The organism is Mesorhizobium sp. SEMIA396 (genome assembly GCF_024518615.1).
Taxonomy (GTDB): domain Bacteria; phylum Pseudomonadota; class Alphaproteobacteria; order Rhizobiales; family Rhizobiaceae; genus Mesorhizobium.
The window spans coordinates 200,757-217,026 of sequence record NZ_JANIFC010000012.1 but is presented as its reverse complement, the minus strand read 5'-3'; the positions used below and the strand labels follow the sequence as shown (position 1 = coordinate 217,026).

The 16,270-nt window shown below is 64.1% G+C and carries 14 protein-coding genes and 2 pseudogenes; 6 read left to right on the top strand and 10 right to left on the bottom strand.

Features of this window, described 5'->3' with window-relative positions; all coding sequences use genetic code 11:
• The first annotated feature begins 81 nt into the window (after positions 1–81).
• The 6 genes from NP503_RS26495 (at position 82) to NP503_RS26470 (ending at position 6,899) form a co-directional block, all read left to right on the top strand.
• The gene (locus tag NP503_RS26495) at positions 82–993 is read left to right on the top strand and encodes a LysR substrate-binding domain-containing protein (RefSeq protein WP_013528025.1); all 912 of its coding nucleotides are present in this window, start codon (positions 82–84) and stop codon (positions 991–993) included.
• A 220-nt stretch (positions 994–1,213) separates the two neighbouring features.
• Positions 1,214–2,368: an ABC transporter substrate-binding protein gene (locus NP503_RS26490; RefSeq protein ID WP_127267885.1), complete on the top strand. Its 1,155-nt coding sequence runs from the start codon at positions 1,214–1,216 to the stop codon at positions 2,366–2,368.
• 219 nt (positions 2,369–2,587) lie between these two features.
• A complete protein-coding gene (locus NP503_RS26485) occupies positions 2,588–3,598 on the top strand; it encodes an ABC transporter ATP-binding protein (RefSeq protein WP_127267884.1) in 1,011 nt (336 codons plus the stop codon).
• 14 nt (positions 3,599–3,612) lie between these two features.
• On the top strand, positions 3,613–4,563 hold the full coding sequence (locus NP503_RS26480) for an ABC transporter permease (protein WP_197031622.1): 951 nt from the start codon (positions 3,613–3,615) through the stop codon (positions 4,561–4,563).
• Positions 4,553–5,368 (top strand): ABC transporter permease, encoded by an 816-nt coding sequence (locus tag NP503_RS26475; RefSeq protein ID WP_127267883.1) that lies wholly within the window; start codon positions 4,553–4,555, stop codon positions 5,366–5,368. The genes NP503_RS26480 and NP503_RS26475 overlap by 11 nt, the downstream gene beginning before the upstream one ends.
• A gap of 103 nt (positions 5,369–5,471) precedes the next feature.
• A complete protein-coding gene (locus NP503_RS26470) occupies positions 5,472–6,899 on the top strand; it encodes a gamma-aminobutyraldehyde dehydrogenase (RefSeq protein WP_127267882.1) in 1,428 nt (475 codons plus the stop codon).
• A 138-nt stretch (positions 6,900–7,037) separates the two neighbouring features.
• Here NP503_RS26470 and NP503_RS26465 read toward each other — a convergent pair whose 3' ends face one another.
• From NP503_RS26465 to NP503_RS26425, 10 genes and pseudogenes are all read right to left on the bottom strand, one after another.
• Positions 7,038–7,352: a hypothetical protein gene (locus tag NP503_RS26465; protein WP_127267881.1), complete on the bottom strand. Its 315-nt coding sequence runs from the start codon at positions 7,350–7,352 to the stop codon at positions 7,038–7,040.
• 55 nt (positions 7,353–7,407) lie between these two features.
• Positions 7,408–7,770: a nuclear transport factor 2 family protein gene (locus NP503_RS26460; RefSeq protein ID WP_127267880.1), complete on the bottom strand. Its 363-nt coding sequence runs from the start codon at positions 7,768–7,770 to the stop codon at positions 7,408–7,410.
• A gap of 83 nt (positions 7,771–7,853) precedes the next feature.
• The gene (locus NP503_RS26455; RefSeq protein ID WP_127267879.1) at positions 7,854–8,333 is read right to left on the bottom strand and encodes a carboxymuconolactone decarboxylase family protein; all 480 of its coding nucleotides are present in this window, start codon (positions 8,331–8,333) and stop codon (positions 7,854–7,856) included.
• A 110-nt stretch (positions 8,334–8,443) separates the two neighbouring features.
• A complete protein-coding gene (locus tag NP503_RS26450; protein ID WP_127267878.1) occupies positions 8,444–9,997 on the bottom strand; it encodes an alpha/beta fold hydrolase in 1,554 nt (517 codons plus the stop codon).
• Between the two features lie 112 nt (positions 9,998–10,109).
• Positions 10,110–10,421 carry a formate dehydrogenase subunit delta gene (locus tag NP503_RS26445; RefSeq protein ID WP_023811684.1) on the bottom strand — a complete coding sequence of 104 codons (312 nt, stop codon included), beginning with the start codon at positions 10,419–10,421 and terminating at the stop codon, positions 10,110–10,112.
• A complete protein-coding gene (gene fdhD, locus NP503_RS26440) occupies positions 10,411–11,241 on the bottom strand; it encodes a formate dehydrogenase accessory sulfurtransferase FdhD (RefSeq protein WP_127267011.1) in 831 nt (276 codons plus the stop codon). The genes NP503_RS26445 and fdhD overlap by 11 nt, the downstream gene beginning before the upstream one ends.
• Positions 11,242–11,243: 2 nt before the next feature.
• Positions 11,244–13,733: pseudogene (fdhF, locus tag NP503_RS26435) on the bottom strand (formate dehydrogenase subunit alpha); the annotation flags it as partial.
• Between the two features lie 59 nt (positions 13,734–13,792).
• Positions 13,793–14,156 (bottom strand): annotated as a pseudogene (locus NP503_RS33440) (2Fe-2S iron-sulfur cluster-binding protein); the annotation flags it as partial.
• 10 nt (positions 14,157–14,166) lie between these two features.
• Entirely contained in the window at positions 14,167–15,723 is a 1,557-nt protein-coding gene (locus NP503_RS26430; RefSeq protein ID WP_127267010.1) for an NADH-quinone oxidoreductase subunit NuoF, read from the bottom strand.
• Positions 15,720–16,199, bottom strand: a complete 480-nt coding sequence (locus tag NP503_RS26425; protein ID WP_127267009.1) for a formate dehydrogenase subunit gamma — start codon at positions 16,197–16,199, stop codon at positions 15,720–15,722. The genes NP503_RS26430 and NP503_RS26425 overlap by 4 nt, the downstream gene beginning before the upstream one ends.
• Between the last annotated feature and the right edge of the window lie 71 nt (positions 16,200–16,270).

Here is a 16,270-nt window from a genome sequence, read left to right as displayed (position 1 = left end):
AGTTAGTTACGATTGGCGAAGCCGTCAAGTGTTCGCCGGTTGCCACTTCCCAGCATCGCGTCCGCCGTGTTTAGTCCGGCCATGGCTTTCACCATCCGCCAGTTGCAGTTCTTCATCGCCGTCGCCGAGCAAGGCACGGTTTCGGGCGCCGCGCAGAACCTGTCAATCTCGCAGTCGTCGGTCACCGAAGCGATCAAGGAGCTCGAAAGCGATCTCGGCGTCGAACTGTTCGAACGCCATCCGCGTGGCCTCAACATCACCCACAAGGGCCACCAGTTCCTGCGCCACGCGACGAAAATCCTCGCGGACGTTTCCGACGCGCGCCGCTCTTTCTCCGGCGAGCAGGCGGTGGCGGCCGGCCGGCTGCAGCTCGGCGTCACCTCGCTGGTTGCCGGTTATGTGCTGTCGGATCTGCTCGCCCGCTACCGTCGCGCCTATCCCGGCGTCGAGGTCTCTGCCATCGAGGACAATGGCGATTATCTCGAACACCTCCTGATTGGCGGCAAGCTCGACATTGCCGTCATGGTCACCTCCAATTTGCGCGACCGCACCGCGTTGCAGTCGGAAATCCTCGAAGTCTCGGCCTATCGGCTGTGGCTGCCGCTCGGTCATCCGCTCGTCGGCGCCGACATTATCAGCATTGGCGACATTGCCTCCGAAACGCTGATCATGCTGACCGTCGACGAGATCGAGGAGAATACCGGCAAGCTGCTGACGGCAATCGGCGCCAAGCCGCATGTCGCCTTCCGCACCCGTTCCGTGGAAGCCGTGCGCAGTCTGGTCGCCACCGGCGCCGGTGTGGCGCTGCTGCCCGACCTCGTCTACCGGCCCTGGTCGCTGGAAGGCGACCGCATCGAATCGCGCGATATTTCCGGCTCCTTGCCGGTGGTCCAGGTCGGCATGGTCTGGCGGCGCGGCTCCGGTCTGCCGCAGGCCGCGCGCGATTTCATCGGTCTTGCCCAGTCGCAACGGACGGTTCGCCAGCGTCCCTGAGAGATCGGCTGCCAACCTATCGGAAAAACCGATATCGCCCTTCTGATAAATGAATTTGCGAAACCGGAATTTTCAAAGCACTTTCCGGTTCAGGGACCAAAGCCGCCATCAGAGCGGCATCAAGCCCAACGGACGAACTGACAGTTTTCAGTCCGCGCGTGACCCCTAGCGAAGACCGAAACCGGCCTTCGGGGCCAGGCGCCTAAATGGGAGATCGACAATGAATTCATTCCTGAAGTCGTGCACTGCTCTGACGGTCGCGCTGACCTTCTCCGGTCAAGCCGTCGCCCAGGTCAAGGAACTTGGCAAGGGCGAGGGCCAGGTCAATATCGTTGCCTGGCCGGGCTACATCGAGCGCGGCGAAACCGACAAGGGCTATGACTGGGTGACCTCCTTCGAGAAGGAGACCGGCTGCAAGGTCAACGTCAAGACCGCCAACACCTCCGACGAGATGGTCTCGCTGATGAATGAGGGCGGTTTCGACCTCGTCACGGCTTCGGGCGATGCTTCGCTGCGCCTCGTTGCCGGCAAGCGCGTGCAGCCGATCAACACCGATCTCATCCCGAGCTGGAAAACGGTCGACGAGCGCCTCAAGGACGCGCCGTGGTTCACCGTTGGCGGCGCCCATTACGGCGTTCCCTACCAGTGGGGTCCGAACGTCCTGATGTACAACACCGACGTGTTCAAGGAAGCTCCCAAGAGCTGGAATGTCGTCTTCGAGGAAATGAAGCTGCCGGACGGCAAGTCCAACAAGGGCCGCGTCCAGGCCTATGACGGGCCGATCCACGTCGCGGACGCCGCCAACTATCTGATGTTCCACAAGCCGGAACTCGGCATCAAGGATCCCTACGAATTGAACGAGGACCAGTACAAGGCGGCACTCGACCTGCTGCGCGTCCAGCGCACGCTGGTCGGCCGCTACTGGCATGACGCCGCCATTCAGGTCGACGATTTCCAGAACGAGGGCGTCGTCGCTTCCGGCTCGTGGCCTTTCCAGGTCAACACGCTGGTCGCCGCCAAGAAGCCGATAGCGTCCACCATTCCGGAGGAGGGTGCGACCGGTTGGGCCGACACCACGATGATGGAAGCCGATTCGGCCAACCCCAACTGCGCCTATATGTGGATGGAACATTCGCTGTCGCCCAAGGTGCAGGGCGACGTCTCGGCCTGGTTCGGTTCGCTGCCCGTGGTGCCCGCCGCCTGCAAGGGCAATGAGCTTTTGACCGACGAGGGCTGCAAGACCAACGGCTACGAGAACTTCGACAAGATCAAGTTCTGGAAGACCCCGGTGTCGAAATGCGCCACCCAGAACGACCAATGCGTGCCGTACTACCGCTGGGTGTCGGACTATATCGGCGTCATCGGCGGAAGGTGATTCCGCGCTTCGCCTGAGAGTGCAGCGCCGCCCCTCACCTTGCCCTCTCCCCGTGAAGAAGCGGGGAGAGGGGGGTCACCGGCCTTGGAGTGCTTCCCTTCTCCCCGTCACTGTACGGGGAGAAGGTGCCGGCAGGCGGATGAGGGGCAGCGCAAACGCCCGCTAGAAGAACGCTGCACCGCAGCCCGAATTGATTTGCCTGACAGATCAGGACAGCCCATGACCTCCGCCGTCTCCTTCCAGAAAGCCTCGCGCCATTTCGGCAGCGTGCGCGCCGTCGACGCGGTCGATCTCGACATCGTGCCGGGCGAATTCTTCGCCATGCTCGGCCCGTCAGGTTCCGGCAAGACCACCTGCCTGCGCCTCATCGCCGGCTTCGAGCAGCCGACATCGGGCTCGATCTCGATCTTCGGCGAACGCGCCGAGGGCGTTCCGCCCTATCGCCGCAACGTCAACACCGTGTTCCAGGACTATGCGCTGTTCCCGCATCTGAACGTGCTCGACAACGTCGCCTACGGGCTGATGGTCAAGGGTGTCGGCAAGGCTCAGCGGCACAAGGCGGCGGAAGAAGCGCTGTCACTGGTGCGGCTGCCCGGCTATGGCGCCCGCCGCCCCGGCCAGCTTTCCGGCGGCCAGCGCCAGCGCGTGGCACTCGCCCGTGCGCTGGTCAACCAGCCAAAGGTGCTGTTGCTCGACGAGCCGCTCGGCGCGCTCGACCTCAAATTGCGCGAGAACATGCAGGAGGAGTTGAAGTCGCTGCAGAAGGCGCTCGGCATCACCTTTGTCTTCGTCACCCACGACCAGGGCGAAGCGCTGTCGATGGCCGACCGCGTCGCCGTCTTCAACGATGGCAAAATCATGCAGGTCGGCACGCCGGAAGATATCTACCAGCGACCGAAGACGCGCTTCGTCGCCGATTTCGTCGGCTCCTCCAACGTGCTGCCGCCGGATTTCGTCCAGCGCTATTCCGGCCAGCATCGCTGGGGCAGCCTGCGCCCTGAATCCATTCGTGTCGGCCGCGCGGCCAGCGCGGGCACAAGTGGCGAAGGCGTATCCGCCCGCCTCGTCTCGACCAACTATCTCGGCGCCACGACGAAGCTGGCGCTCGACGCCGACGGGCTGCGGCTGCACGCCATCGTGCCCGCCGGCACGGCCTTGCCTGGGGAAGGCGAGGCGGTGGTGCTCACCTTCAACCGCGAGCACCTGCATCTGATGGACGAGCCGGCATGAGCCTCGACGCCGCCATGATGCGTGCAACAGCGCCCGCCATCCTGCCCGGCAGCGGCGGCTTGCGCGGCGCGCTATCGGACCTTTTCTGGCGCAAGCCGAAGGTCCTGCTGCTGCTCATGCTGCTGCCTCCGGTTCTGTGGCTGGGTATCGTCTATATCGGCTCGCTGTTTGCGCTCCTGGCGCAGAGCTTTTTCTCCATCGACGAGTTTTCCGGCCTCATCAACCGTGAGTTCACGCTGAAGACTTATGGCGACCTGTTCCAGGCCGCCAATCTCGACATCATCCTGCGCACGGTGACGATGGCGGCCCTGGTCACGCTGGCCTCGGCCGTCATCGCTTTCCCCATCGCCTATTACGCGGCGCGCTATGCGCGCGGTCGCTGGAAGGCGCTGTTCTATCTCGGCATCATGCTGCCGCTGTGGTCGAGCTATCTGGTCAAGATCTACGCCTGGAAGCTGATCCTGGCCAAGGAGGGCATCCTCACCTGGCTGCTCGCCAAGCTGCATTTGTTGTGGGTTCTCGACGCATGGCTGTCGCTGCCGATTGTCGGCGGCAATTCGCTGTCGGTATCGTTCACCGGCACCTTCATCGTCTTCGTCTATGTCTGGCTGCCGTTCATGATCCTGCCGGTACAGGCGGCGCTCGAGCGCGTGCCCGGCAATCTTGTCGAGGCCTCGTCCGATTTGGGGGCTTCGCCGGGACAGACCTTCCGCAACGTGCTGTTCCCGCTGGCCCTGCCGGGCATTGTCGCCGGTTCGATCTTCACCTTCTCGCTGACGCTCGGCGACTATATCATCCCGCAGATCATCGGCACCTCGCGGCTGTTCATCGGCCAAGCCGTCTATTCGCAGCAAGGCACCGCCGGCAACATCCCGCTCGCCGCCGCCTTCACCGTGGTGCCGATCGTCATCATGGGCTTCTACCTCTGGGGCGCCAAGCGCATGGGGGCCTTCGATGCGCTCTGATGGTTCCCAGTCGGCTCCGCTCGGCCTGAAGATAGCCGCCGCCTGCGGCCTGCTGTTCCTGCATCTGCCGATCCTGCTGATCTTCGTCTACGCCTTCACCACCGAGGAGAAGAGCTTCGTCTGGCCGCCGCCAGGGCTGACGACGCAATGGTTCGCCGTGACCTGGAACCGGCCGGATGTCTGGCAGGCGCTGTCGCTATCGGTCAGGGTTGCCTCGATCTCGACTGCGATTGCTTTGGTCCTCGGAACGCTCTGTTCGGCGGCGGTGTCGCGGACAAAATTCTTCGGCCGCGAAACCATCTCGCTGCTGGTCATCCTGCCGATCGCCCTGCCCGGCATCATCACCGGCATCGCGCTGCGCTCGGCCTTTTCGCTCGCCGATATCCCGTTCTCGTTCTGGACGATCGTGCTCGGCCACGCCACCTTCTGCGTCGTCGTCGTCTACAACAATGCCGTCGCCCGCTTTCGCCGCACCTCCGGATCGATGATCGAGGCGTCGATGGATCTCGGCGCCGACGGTTTTCAGACTTTTCGCCATGTCGTGCTGCCCAACATCGCCACGGCACTGCTTGCCGGCGGCATGCTGGCCTTCGCGCTGTCCTTCGACGAGGTCATCGTCACCACCTTCACCGCCGGACAGCAGCAGACGCTGCCGATCTGGATGCTGGAAGAGCTGATCCGCCCGCGCCAGCGCCCGGTCACCAATGTCGTCGCCATGGTCGTGGTGCTGGTGACGCTGCTGCCGATCCTTGCCGCCTATTACCTCACCCGTGACGGCGACCAGATCGCCGGAAGTGGGAAATGAAAAACAGCGAATAGGGAGTAGCGAACAGCGAGTAGGGATCATCGACGGTCAACCCTGCTCGCTTTCAGCTACTCGCTACTCGCTCCTGTTAAGGGAGAATCCAATGGACACCCAGATGCTGATCGGCTCGAAATTCGAGAAGGGCACCGAGACCGAGGAGCCGATCCTCAATCCAAAGACCGGGGCGACCATCCTCAACCTGCCCGAGGCCAGCCAGGCGCAGATCGAGGCGGCGGTCACCGCCGCCGAACAGGCGTTCGTCTTGTGGTCGCGCACCACGCCGGCGCAACGCTCCGGCTATTTGCTGAAGATCGCCGACCGCATCGAAGCCGACGCGAAGGAGTTCGCCACGCTCGAGGCGCTCAATTGCGGCAAGCCGATCAACGCTGTGCTCAATGACGAAATCCCGGCGATCGTCGACTGCTACCGCTTCTTCGCCGGCGCCGTCCGTTCGATGCCGGGCGTCGTGGCCGGCGAATACATTCCCGGCCATACTTCGATGGTCAGGCGCGACCCGATCGGCATCGTCGCCTCCATCGCGCCGTGGAACTACCCGCTGATGATGATGGCCTGGAAGCTGGCGCCGGCGATCGCCGGCGGCAACACGGTCGTTTTCAAGCCGTCGGAGCAGACTCCGCTGACGGCGCTGAAGCTTGCCAAGATACTTGCGGAAATCCTGCCGGAAGGCGTGGTCAATGTCGTCCTCGGCCGCGGCGACAGCGTCGGCAACACGCTGATCAATCATCCCAAGGTCAACATGATCTCGATCACCGGCGACGTCGCCACCGGCAAGAAAGTGCTGCAGGCGGCCGCCAAGTCGGTCAAGCGCACGCATCTCGAGCTCGGCGGCAAGGCACCGGTCATCGTCTTTGACGACGCCGATCTTGGCGCCGTGGTCAGCGGTCTGCGTGCCTTCGGCTATTACAATGCCGGCCAGGACTGCACCGCCGCCTGCCGCATCTACGCCGGCAAGAAGATCTACGACAAACTCGTCGCCGATCTCTCCTCGGCCGTCTCGACCATCAAATACAACCGTCCCGACGACACTGAAAACGAGATCGGCCCGCTCATCTCCCGCCGCCAGCGCGACCGCGTGTCGAGTTTCGTCGAGCGCGCCTCGGAACTGAAGCACATCGAGATCACCACCGGCGGCAAGCCGGGCGAGGGTTCTGGCTTCTACTACCAGCCGACCGTCGTCGCCGGCGCGCTGCAGGAAGATGAGATTGTCCGCCGCGAAGTGTTCGGCCCGGTCGTCTCGGTTACTCGTTTTTCGGAAGTCGACGACGCGGTGAACTGGGCCAATGACAGCGACTACGGCCTGGCGTCATCGGTATGGACCAAGGATGTCTCGCGCGCCATGGCGACGGCCGCCCGCCTGCAATATGGCTGCACCTGGATCAACACGCATTTCATGCTGACCAACGAGATGCCGCATGGCGGGCTGAAACAGTCCGGCTACGGCAAGGACATGTCGCTCTACGCGCTGGAAGACTACACCGCCGTGCGCCATGTGATGGTGGCTCACAGCTAGCGCCTTCCCTTCTCCCCGCTTTACGGGGAGAAGGTGGCCCGAAGGGCCGGATGAGGGGCAGCGCGTCCCTGGCAAAGCGGGCTCCGCCCGTCATCTGCCTGCCGGCATCTTCTCCCCGTGAAACGGGGAGAAGAGTCACTACTCCACAATGCGATAAATATTCCACAGGCTGGTGCCCGACACGACATAGGGCTCGATCTCCTTGCCCCATTTGGCATGCGCGTCGATCTTGCCGATCTTGGCGAAGAACGCCTCCAGTTGGGCCAGGCTTTCGACCTGGTGATGGGACTCGACCGTCGCCTCCCGCGCGCCGATCGAACCGGTCATGATCTGGAATTCCAGCTCGTCGATGCCGACCTGCGAGCCGATCTCGCGTTCCCATTTCTTCAACAGGTCGAGCACGGTCTGCTTGTGCCCGAACTTGGCGTCGATCTGCCATCTGGCGCTGAACATCGTCTTCTCCTCCAGGTTTGCGGCCCAGGCCGCGGTTGATCCACAGGCTGTTGGTCTACTCGTCCCAGGCCTGCACGACGGTCTGCCTTGCGATCCGCCCGTCTTTCAGCTCCAGCATCGCCGCGCAGAACACCTTGGTGCCGTCCGGATAGGCGCAGGCCTGGGTGAAGGCGAGGCTGTCGCCGTCGGCGATGGTGGTGTCGACCTTGTGGGTCATCGCCCGGCTGCAGATGTCGTCCCAGAATGTGGTGATCGCCGCGCGTCCGCGGATCTCGCGCGGCTTGCTCGGCGGGTTGTTGCGGTCGATCACCCGCACCAGCGCGTCGTCGGCATAGAAGCTCGACAGCATCTTGCCGTCACGGGTTTCGATGGCCTTCTTGATCGATGCGCCATCCACTGTTTGGGTCTTGGTCAGCATGTCATCCTCCATTGGCCCGTCTTGCGACCGGGCGGTTGATGGTCGAAGGGCTGCCCGGCGCTCGTCGCCGGGCAGGGATTTCCTCACTGCGACTTCGCCTTGACGGCCGCGAACACGTCGTCGGCCTGCTTCTTGAAGGTCGTCAGATCGACCTGACTGCCGTTGAGCATCGTCGACCAGTGGCGCACGATCGCGGACATCGCGACCGCCTCCTTGATCTCCTCGTCGCTGGCGCCGTTGAGCTTGGCCGCCTCGGTGTGGAAATAGATGCAATACTGGCATGGGATCTGCGCCGCGACGGCGAGGCCCAAAAGCTCCTTGGTCTTGCCGTCAAGCGCCGTCTTCGGGTTGAGCTGCACGCCCTTGATCTCGGCCCAAGCGCCGGCAACGGCCACATCCGGCAGCGTTCTGAACATGTCCGGCACCGAGCCGAGCGTCGCCTCGATATCCTTGTAGGCAGCCGCCGCGGACGCATCCTCGGCCTTTGCGGGAGCGATAGCGAACAGCGCTCCGACGCTTGCCGCTATCGCAAGCGATTTGAGTGTTTGGTTCGACGTCAGCATTTCCTCCTCCGTTCGCAGCACCTTTCCCGACGACATCCGCCTGGCCTGCATGGAGAGAATTGATAGCGCTTACCCGCCCATGGCCGCTTCGCCCGAAAGCGCCATGGCTCTCATGGCCCGTGCGGGCCAGGGTGCCTGGCCGAAAACGCCGCCGCCGCCGCCCGCGACGGCAGGTCCAGCTTGAGCAGTATGTTGGCGACATGGCGCTTGACCGTGTGTTCGCTCAGCCTCAATTCGGCGGCGATCGCGGCATTGCTCTTGCCGTCGGCGACGAGGCTCACCACCTCGCTTTCGCGCGCCGTCAATGCGGCCGGCTCGGCAACCCTGGGTTTGGGCCGGCAGGCGGGTTCCAGATGCTGTTCGGACGTCGCATGGACCAGCGCCAGCGGCTCCTCCAACTCGTCGACGCTGATGCGCCCGGCGTCGGTGAAATGCAGGCCCGACCCAGCCGCCAGATCGGCGATCAGACGCGACGCGATAATGTCGCCGCGGCCGGCATGGGCGGCCAGTTGCATCGCCACCCGCGCCGTCATCCCGACGGGCGGACCGCGCATTTCGATCTCGCCGACATGCGCCCCTTGCGCGCTTGCCACGCCGATTTCCTGCGCCGCCTCGCGCAGGGCTGCCGCGCAGCGTATGGCGCGTGCCGGGCCGTCGAAGCGCGAAATCATCAACTCGCCATGCAGGCCCACAGAGCGCCCACCATGGCGTCCGACCAGCAGCCGCCAGGTTTCCTGGAAGCGTTGGCTGCGTTCGCTCCACATGCGGTCGCCGAGCCGCGCCGTATCGTAGATGCGTGTCACCAGAAGTGCCGCCAGCACGCGGTCCACTTCGCCTACGGCGCGCTCGCCGGTCAGGAATTCCTCGATCAAGTCGGCCACCCCGTCGACATCGCCGGTCCAGATCGGATGGTCGCGTCCGGCAATCTCGACCAGCCGGGCGCCGGGAATCTTCTGTGCAAGGAAGCGGCTGGCATCGGGGTCGACCCGCGCATCGTTGCGGCGATGAATCACAAGCGTCGGCGCGCTGATCACGTTCAGGATGTGGCGGATGTCGACGTCGGCGTTCATGCGCGCCAGCGCCGCCGCCGCCGTCGGGCTCGCCGACAATCGTTCGAAACGTGCCCACCACTGGGCGAAATGCGCGTCGTCGACCCGGCTCGGCGCGAAATGGGGCAGAGTGGCGCCGGTGCCCCAGGCTGTCTCCGCCATCTCGATGAAAGCGTCGAGGCGTTCGGGCGACATCACCCATTTGTGGAAATGCGCATAGCCGCCATAGAGCGCCAGCGCCCGCGTCCGCTCCGGATAGGTGGCGGCGAACAGCATCGCCATCGGCGCGCCTTCGGAGGAGCCGAGCAGGGCTGCACGGCCGCTGCCGGCAGCGTCCAAAACCGCGCGCACATCGTCCATCCGCGTTTCGAGACTGGGCAGGTTATGCGCGTCGACGCGGTCGGACAGACCCGTGCCGCGCTTGTCGAACAGGATCAGCCGCGAGAATGCCGAAAGCCGCTTCAAGAGCCTGGTATAGCCCTCGTCTTCCCAGTGCAGGTCGAGGTTGGAAATGAAGCCCGGCACGAAGACCAGATCGAGCGATCCCTGCCCGACCACCTGATAGGCGATCCTCATATCGCCGCTACGGGCGTATCGCGTCTCGATCGGCCTCACGAGATTTCCACCCCGGCCTGACGATTTCTGGTCGTCAAACCATAGCAGAACAGCGCGGATGCGGCAGCTTAAACTTTAGCGATGACGAATGTAAGCCGGCGCGGCTTGGCGATTATTCCTGCGAGGCGGCGACGTCGGCAGGGGAGGGCTCGAGTCCGAGTTTGAGGTCGGCCGCAGCCGGCGTGATCGGCCGCCTGATCCTGGCGGAGGCGGCCACCACCAACTCGTTGAAGTTCCCGGTGCCGTCGTCCAGCATTTCGAAGAACTGCCGCCGCATCCTCGGCTCCCAGAACTTGTTGATGTGCTCGGCGACGCCGGCAATGCCTTCCTCGCGCGGCTTGGAATGGAAGAAATCGGCGATCTGGTTTGCCATGCGCACCAGCTTCTCGGCGGTGCTCATAATGTGTTCTTCGTCATGCGACATGCTTGGCAACTCCGCAAACCACCCGGTCGGGGTGGGTGAAAATATCAAAATCGTCGCCGCGAACCAGCGCCACCAGCGTCATGCCGGCCTCTTGCGCCGTGCGGATGGCAAGTGCGGTCGGCGCCGAGACGGCGATGATGAAGGCCGAGCCGATAGAAGCCGTCTTCTGCACCATTTCGACCGACACCCTGGATGTCACCACCACAGCACCGGATGCGCCATCGATGCCGGCCCTGGCCAGCGCGCCGGCCAGCTTGTCGAGCGCATTGTGACGGCCGACATCTTCGCGCGCCATGACGATGCCCTTGCCAGGCATATAGAAACCGGCGGCGTGTACCGCTCCGGTCTCGGTGTGCAGCGGCTGCACTTTGGACAAAAGCTTGACCGAACGAGCGATGTCGTCGGCATCAAGCGTAAGGCTTGAGGCACCAACCGCATCGACCGAGCGCATCGCTTCCTCGATCGACTCGATGCCGCAAAGCCCGCAGCCGACCGGGCCGGCGAGCCTTCGCCGCCGCGCTTCGAAACGTGTGTTGGCTCGGTCCTTCAGCCGGATCTGAATGTCGATGCCGGCGCCATGGTCCTCGACCTCGATGGCTTCGATCTCTTCGGGCAAGGCGATGATGCCTTCGGTCAGCGAGAAGCCGAGCGCGAAATCCTCGAAATCCGCCGGGCTTGCCATCATCACCGCATGCGTGGTGCCGGCAAAGGAGAACGCCACCGGCGTCTCTTCCGGCACCATCCGGTTGGCAGCCGTCGTCCCAACCGCGCGGTGCGCCAGCCGCGATACCTGCGTCGTGGCTTTGCGGCGCGCGCTCAAGACTACTCCGCCGCCTGCAAAGACGCGATGCGCCGGCTCTGCTTGGCTTGCTCGTCATAGTCGCGCTGCCATTCCGACGGTCCGTTGGAGGCGCCGACCTGCACCGCCGTCACCTTGTATTCCGGACAATTGGTCGCCCAGTCGGAGAAGTCGGTGGTGATGACGTTGGCCTGCGTGTCCGGATGATGGAACGTCGTGTAGACCACGCCGGGCGACACCCGGTCGGTGATCAGCGCGCGCAGCGTCGTCTCGCCCGATCGGCTGGTCAGCCGGACCCAGTCGCCGTCGCGCAAACCGCGGTTCTCGGCATCGTGCGGATGGATCTCCAGCCGGTCCTCCGAGTGCCACATGCTGTTGTCGGTGCGCCTGGTCTGCGCGCCGACATTGTACTGTGACAGGATGCGGCCGGTGGTGAGCAGCAGCGGGAAGCGCGGTCCCGTCCTTTCGTCCGTCGCCACATATTCGGTCCGGATGAACTTGCCCTTGCCGCGCACGAACCCGTCAATATGCATGATCGGGGTGCCGAGCGGCGCCTTCTCGTTGCAGGGCCATTGCACGGATCCGACACGGTCGAGCAACTCGAAGGAGACGCCGGCGAAGCTCGGCGTGGTCATCGCGATCTCGTCCATGATCTCGGAGGGATGCTGATAGTTCCAGTCCAGCCCGATCGCGCGGGCAAGCTCCTGCGTCGCCTCCCAATCGGCGTAGCGCGCCTTCGGCTCAAGAACCTTGCGCACCATGTTGATGCGGCGCTCGGCGTTGGTGAAGGTGCCGTCCTTCTCCAGGAAAGTCGAGCCCGGCAGGAAGACATGCGCGTAGTTCGCCGTCTCGTTGAGGAACAGGTCGTGCACGACGACGCATTCCATCGCGGCAAGGCCGGCGGCGACATGCTTGGTGTCGGGATCGGACTGCAGAATGTCCTCGCCCTGGATGTAGATGCCCTTGAAGCTGCCGTCGACGGCGGCGTCGAGCATGTTGGGGATGCGCAGGCCGGGTTCGTCGTCCAGCTTCACGCCCCACAAGGTCTCATAGATATCGCGCACGGCTTCGCCGGAGATGTGGCGATAGCCCGGCAGTTCGTGCGGGAAGGAGCCCATGTCGCAGGAGCCCTGCACGTTGTTCTGGCCGCGCAGTGGGTTCACGCCGACGCCGGGCCGGCCGATATTGCCGGTGGCCATGGCGAGATTGGCGATTGCCATCACAGTGGTCGAGCCCTGGCTGTGTTCCGTCACGCCGAGGCCGTAATAGATCGCGCCGTTGCCGCCGGTGGCGTAGAGCCGCGCAGCGCCCCGGATCAGCTCTGGATCGACGCCGGACAATTTGCCGACGGTTTCGGGGCTGTTTTCCGGCAAGGCTACGAACGATGCCCAATCCTGGAACTCCGTCCAGTCGCAGCGTTCGCGGATGAAGGCTTCGTCGAACAGGCCCTCGGTGACGATCACATGCGCCAGCGCCGTCAGCACGGCCACATTGGTGCCGGGCTTCAGCGGCAGGTGATAATCCGCTTCGATATGGGCCGACTTGACCATCTCGGTGCGGCGCGGATCGAGCACGATCAGCTTGGCGCCCTGGCGCAGCCGCTTCTTCAGCCGCGAGGCGAACACCGGGTGAGCGGAAGCCGGATTGGCGCCGATGATGACGGCGACGTCGGTGAAGTCGACGGAATCGAAATCCTGCGTGCCGGCCGAGGTGCCATAGGTCTGGCCGAGCCCGTAGCCCGTCGGCGAATGGCAGACGCGTGCGCAGGTGTCGACATTGTTGTTGCGGAAACCCTGCCGCACCATCTTCTGGACGAGATAGGTTTCCTCGTTGGTGCAGCGCGACGAGGTGATGCCGCCGATCGCAGTGCGTCCGTACTGGTACTGGATGCGGCGGAATTCCTTGGCCGTATGGGCGATCGCCTCTTCCCAGCTCACCTCGCGCCACGGGTCGGTGACCTTTTCGCGGATCATCGGCGACAGGATGCGGTCCTTGTGGGTGGCGTAGCCATAGGCGAAACGGCCCTTGACGCAGGAATGGCCGTGGTTCGCCTTCCCCTCCTTATAGGGCATCATGCGAACGACTTCGTCACCCTTCACCTCGGCCTTGAACGAGCAGCCGACGCCGCAATAGGCGCAGGTGGTAACAGCCGAGCGCTCCGGCAGGCCCTTGGCAAGCACCGTCTTCTCGCGCAGCGCATCGGTCGGACAGGCCTGCACGCAGGCGCCGCAGGACACGCATTCCGAATCGATGAACGCCTCGTGCATCCCCGCCGAAACCCGGGATTCGAAGCCTCGTCCCTCGATGGTCAGCGCGAAGGTGCCCTGCACCTCTTCGCAGGCCCGCACGCAGCGCGAGCAGACGATGCATTGCGAGGCATCATAGGTGAAATAGGGGTTGGATTCATCGCGGGCGATGTAGTCGACCGCCAGCGAGCCATGGCCGGGCGCCACGCCACCTTCCGGCTTGACGTGGTTGCGGCCTTCGATGCCGTAGCGGTTCTCGGTCAGGCCGATCGACTTCGCCACCGCATCGAACTCGCTCGCGCCGGTTCCGGCCTGTTCGTTCCAGCCGGTCGGATGATCGGAGACGTAGAGCTCCATGACGCCGCGGCGAATGGCATCGAGCCGCTCGGTCTGCGTGCGCACGATCATGCCTTCGCCGACGGGCGTCGTGCACGATGCCGGCGTGCCGCCGCGTCCTTCGATCTCGACAAGGCAGACACGGCACGAACCGAAGGAGTCCAGCATGTCGGTGGCGCAAAGCTTCGGGATCTCGACCCCGCCTTCCATCGCGGCACGCATGATCGAGGTGCCTTCCGGCACGGTGATGCTGCGACCGTCGACGTTCAGCGTGACCTGCTTCTGCGCCTTCGATTGCGGGGTTCCGTAGTCGATCTCTTCGACGAGGGAGGGGAAGTCGGCCTTGATGTTCATCTGCCAGCTCCTATTCGGCAGCCACGCGCACGGGCGCTGGCTTGAAGTCGTCGGGGAAATGGGTAATCGAGCTCATCACGGGATAGGGCGTGAAGCCGCCCAGCGCGCAGAGCGAACCGAACTTCATCGTGTTGCAGAGGTCGGTGACCAGAGCGAGGTTCTTCTCCGGCTCGATGCCCGCGACTATTCTGTCGATGGTCTCGACACCGCGCGTCGAGCCGATGCGGCAGGGCGTGCACTTGCCGCAGCTTTCGATGGCGCAGAACTCCATGGCAAAGCGCGCCTGTTTCAGCATATCGGCGGTGTCGTCGAACACCACGATGCCGGCATGGCCGATCAGCCCGTCCTTTGCCGCGAAGGCTTCATAATCGAACGGCGTGTCGAACAGCGCGCGCGGGAAGTAGGCGCCGAGCGGCCCGCCGACCTGCACCGCCTTGACCGGTCGCCCCGTGGCCGTGCCGCCGCCGATCTCGTCGACGATCTCGCCCAGCGTCATGCCGAAAGCGGCTTCGAACAGGCCGGCATATTTGACGTTGCCGGCGATCTGGATCGGGATCGTGCCGCGCGAGCGGCCCATGCCGAAATCCTTGTAGTAGGCCGCACCCTTGTCCATGATGACAGGCACCGAGGCCAGCGAGATGACATTGTTGATCACCGTCGGCTTGCCGAACAGCCCCTTATGCGCCGGCAGCGGCGGCTTTGCGCGCACCATGCCGCGCTTGCCCTCGAGCGAATCGAGCAGCGCCGTCTCCTCCCCGCAGACATAGGCTCCGGCGCCGACCCGGATCTCCATGTCGAACGCGTAAGGTGAACCCAGCACGCTGGCGCCAAGAACGCCGGCCTTGCGGGCGACCTCGACGGCCTTGTTCATCACCGCCACCGCATGCGGATATTCCGAGCGGACATAGACAAAGCCCTTGGTCGCGCCCGTGGCTATACCGGCGATCGTCATGCCTTCGATCAGCACAAACGGATCGCCCTCCATTATCATGCGGTCGGCGAAGGTGCCTGAATCGCCTTCGTCGGCGTTGCAGACGATGTATTTGCGGTCGCCTGCGGTATCGAGCACCGTTTTCCACTTGATGCCGGTCGGGAAGCCGGCGCCGCCGCGCCCGCGCAGGCCCGATTCGGTAACCTGGGCGACGATGTCGGCAGGCGTCAGTGCCAGCGCGTTCGTCAGTCCGTTCAACCCGCCATGCTTCTTGTAGGATTCGAGCGAAAGCGGATCCGTGACGCCGCAGCGCGCGAAGGTCAGCCGCGTCTGCTTGGCGAAGAAGGGGATCTTGTCCGGTGAGCCCAGCCAGCGCTTGTGATGGCCGCCGGTGAGAAAGCCGCCGTCGAACAGGCTTTTGACGTCGGACGGCTTTACCGGCCCATAGGCGACGCGGCCGTTCGCTGTCGCAACTTCGACCATTGGTTCGAGGAAATAGGCGCCGCGCGACCCGTTGCGCACGATCTTGGCTTCGATGCCGCGCTCGGCGAGTTCGCCGGCGATCGCCTTGGCGACCTTTTCGGCGCCAAGCGCCAGCGCACCGGAATCGCCGGGAATGTAGATGCGCGGGATCATGAGCGCACCTCTGCAACGATCTCGTCGAGCTTCTCGTCATTGAGCCGCCCGATCACCTCGCCATCCAGCATAGCGGCGGGCGAACAGGCGCACAGGCCGAGACAATAGACCGGCTCCAGCGTTACCGAACCGTCGCGGGTCGTCTCATGGAAGCCGATGCCCAGCAATTGCTTCAGCTTGGCGGCGATGGCGTCCGAACCCATCGACTGGCAGGATTCCGCCTGGCAGAGCTTCAGCACATGCCGGCCTGCCGGGTGGCTGCGGTAATCATGATAGAAGCTGACGACGCCGTGCACCTCGGCCCTGGAAATGTTCAGCGCCTCGGCGATGACCGGCAGCGCATCCTTGGGCACATGGCCGAACTCTTCCTGGATGCCGTGAAGGATCGGCAGCAACGGGCCTTCGAGGCCCTTCATCTCCTGGATGATCGCGACCGTGCGCGACGTGATCTCGGTACTTGCAGGCTGCATTGTCATGCAGCGCCCTCCCTATCGTAGCGACCCATACATATCGGCCAGAAGCATCAAGCTGTTTTGGAACAACGACA

Coding starts and splice junctions, on each gene's coding strand:
- NP503_RS26460 (WP_127267880.1), bottom strand. CDS start 7,770: ATGCTGACCAAGACCCAAACAGTGGATGGCGCATCGATCAAGAAGGCC.
- NP503_RS26470 (WP_127267882.1), top strand. CDS start 5,472: ATGGACACCCAGATGCTGATCGGCTCGAAATTCGAGAAGGGCACCGAG.
- NP503_RS26475 (WP_127267883.1), top strand. CDS start 4,553: ATGCGCTCTGATGGTTCCCAGTCGGCTCCGCTCGGCCTGAAGATAGCC.
- NP503_RS26445 (WP_023811684.1), bottom strand. CDS start 10,421: ATGTCGCATGACGAAGAACACATTATGAGCACCGCCGAGAAGCTGGTG.
- NP503_RS26430 (WP_127267010.1), bottom strand. CDS start 15,723: ATGATCCCGCGCATCTACATTCCCGGCGATTCCGGTGCGCTGGCGCTT.
- NP503_RS26490 (WP_127267885.1), top strand. CDS start 1,214: ATGAATTCATTCCTGAAGTCGTGCACTGCTCTGACGGTCGCGCTGACC.
- NP503_RS26425 (WP_127267009.1), bottom strand. CDS start 16,199: ATGACAATGCAGCCTGCAAGTACCGAGATCACGTCGCGCACGGTCGCG.
- NP503_RS26485 (WP_127267884.1), top strand. CDS start 2,588: ATGACCTCCGCCGTCTCCTTCCAGAAAGCCTCGCGCCATTTCGGCAGC.
- NP503_RS26480 (WP_197031622.1), top strand. CDS start 3,613: ATGATGCGTGCAACAGCGCCCGCCATCCTGCCCGGCAGCGGCGGCTTG.
- NP503_RS26465 (WP_127267881.1), bottom strand. CDS start 7,352: ATGTTCAGCGCCAGATGGCAGATCGACGCCAAGTTCGGGCACAAGCAG.
- NP503_RS26455 (WP_127267879.1), bottom strand. CDS start 8,333: ATGCTGACGTCGAACCAAACACTCAAATCGCTTGCGATAGCGGCAAGC.
- NP503_RS26495 (WP_013528025.1), top strand. CDS start 82: ATGGCTTTCACCATCCGCCAGTTGCAGTTCTTCATCGCCGTCGCCGAG.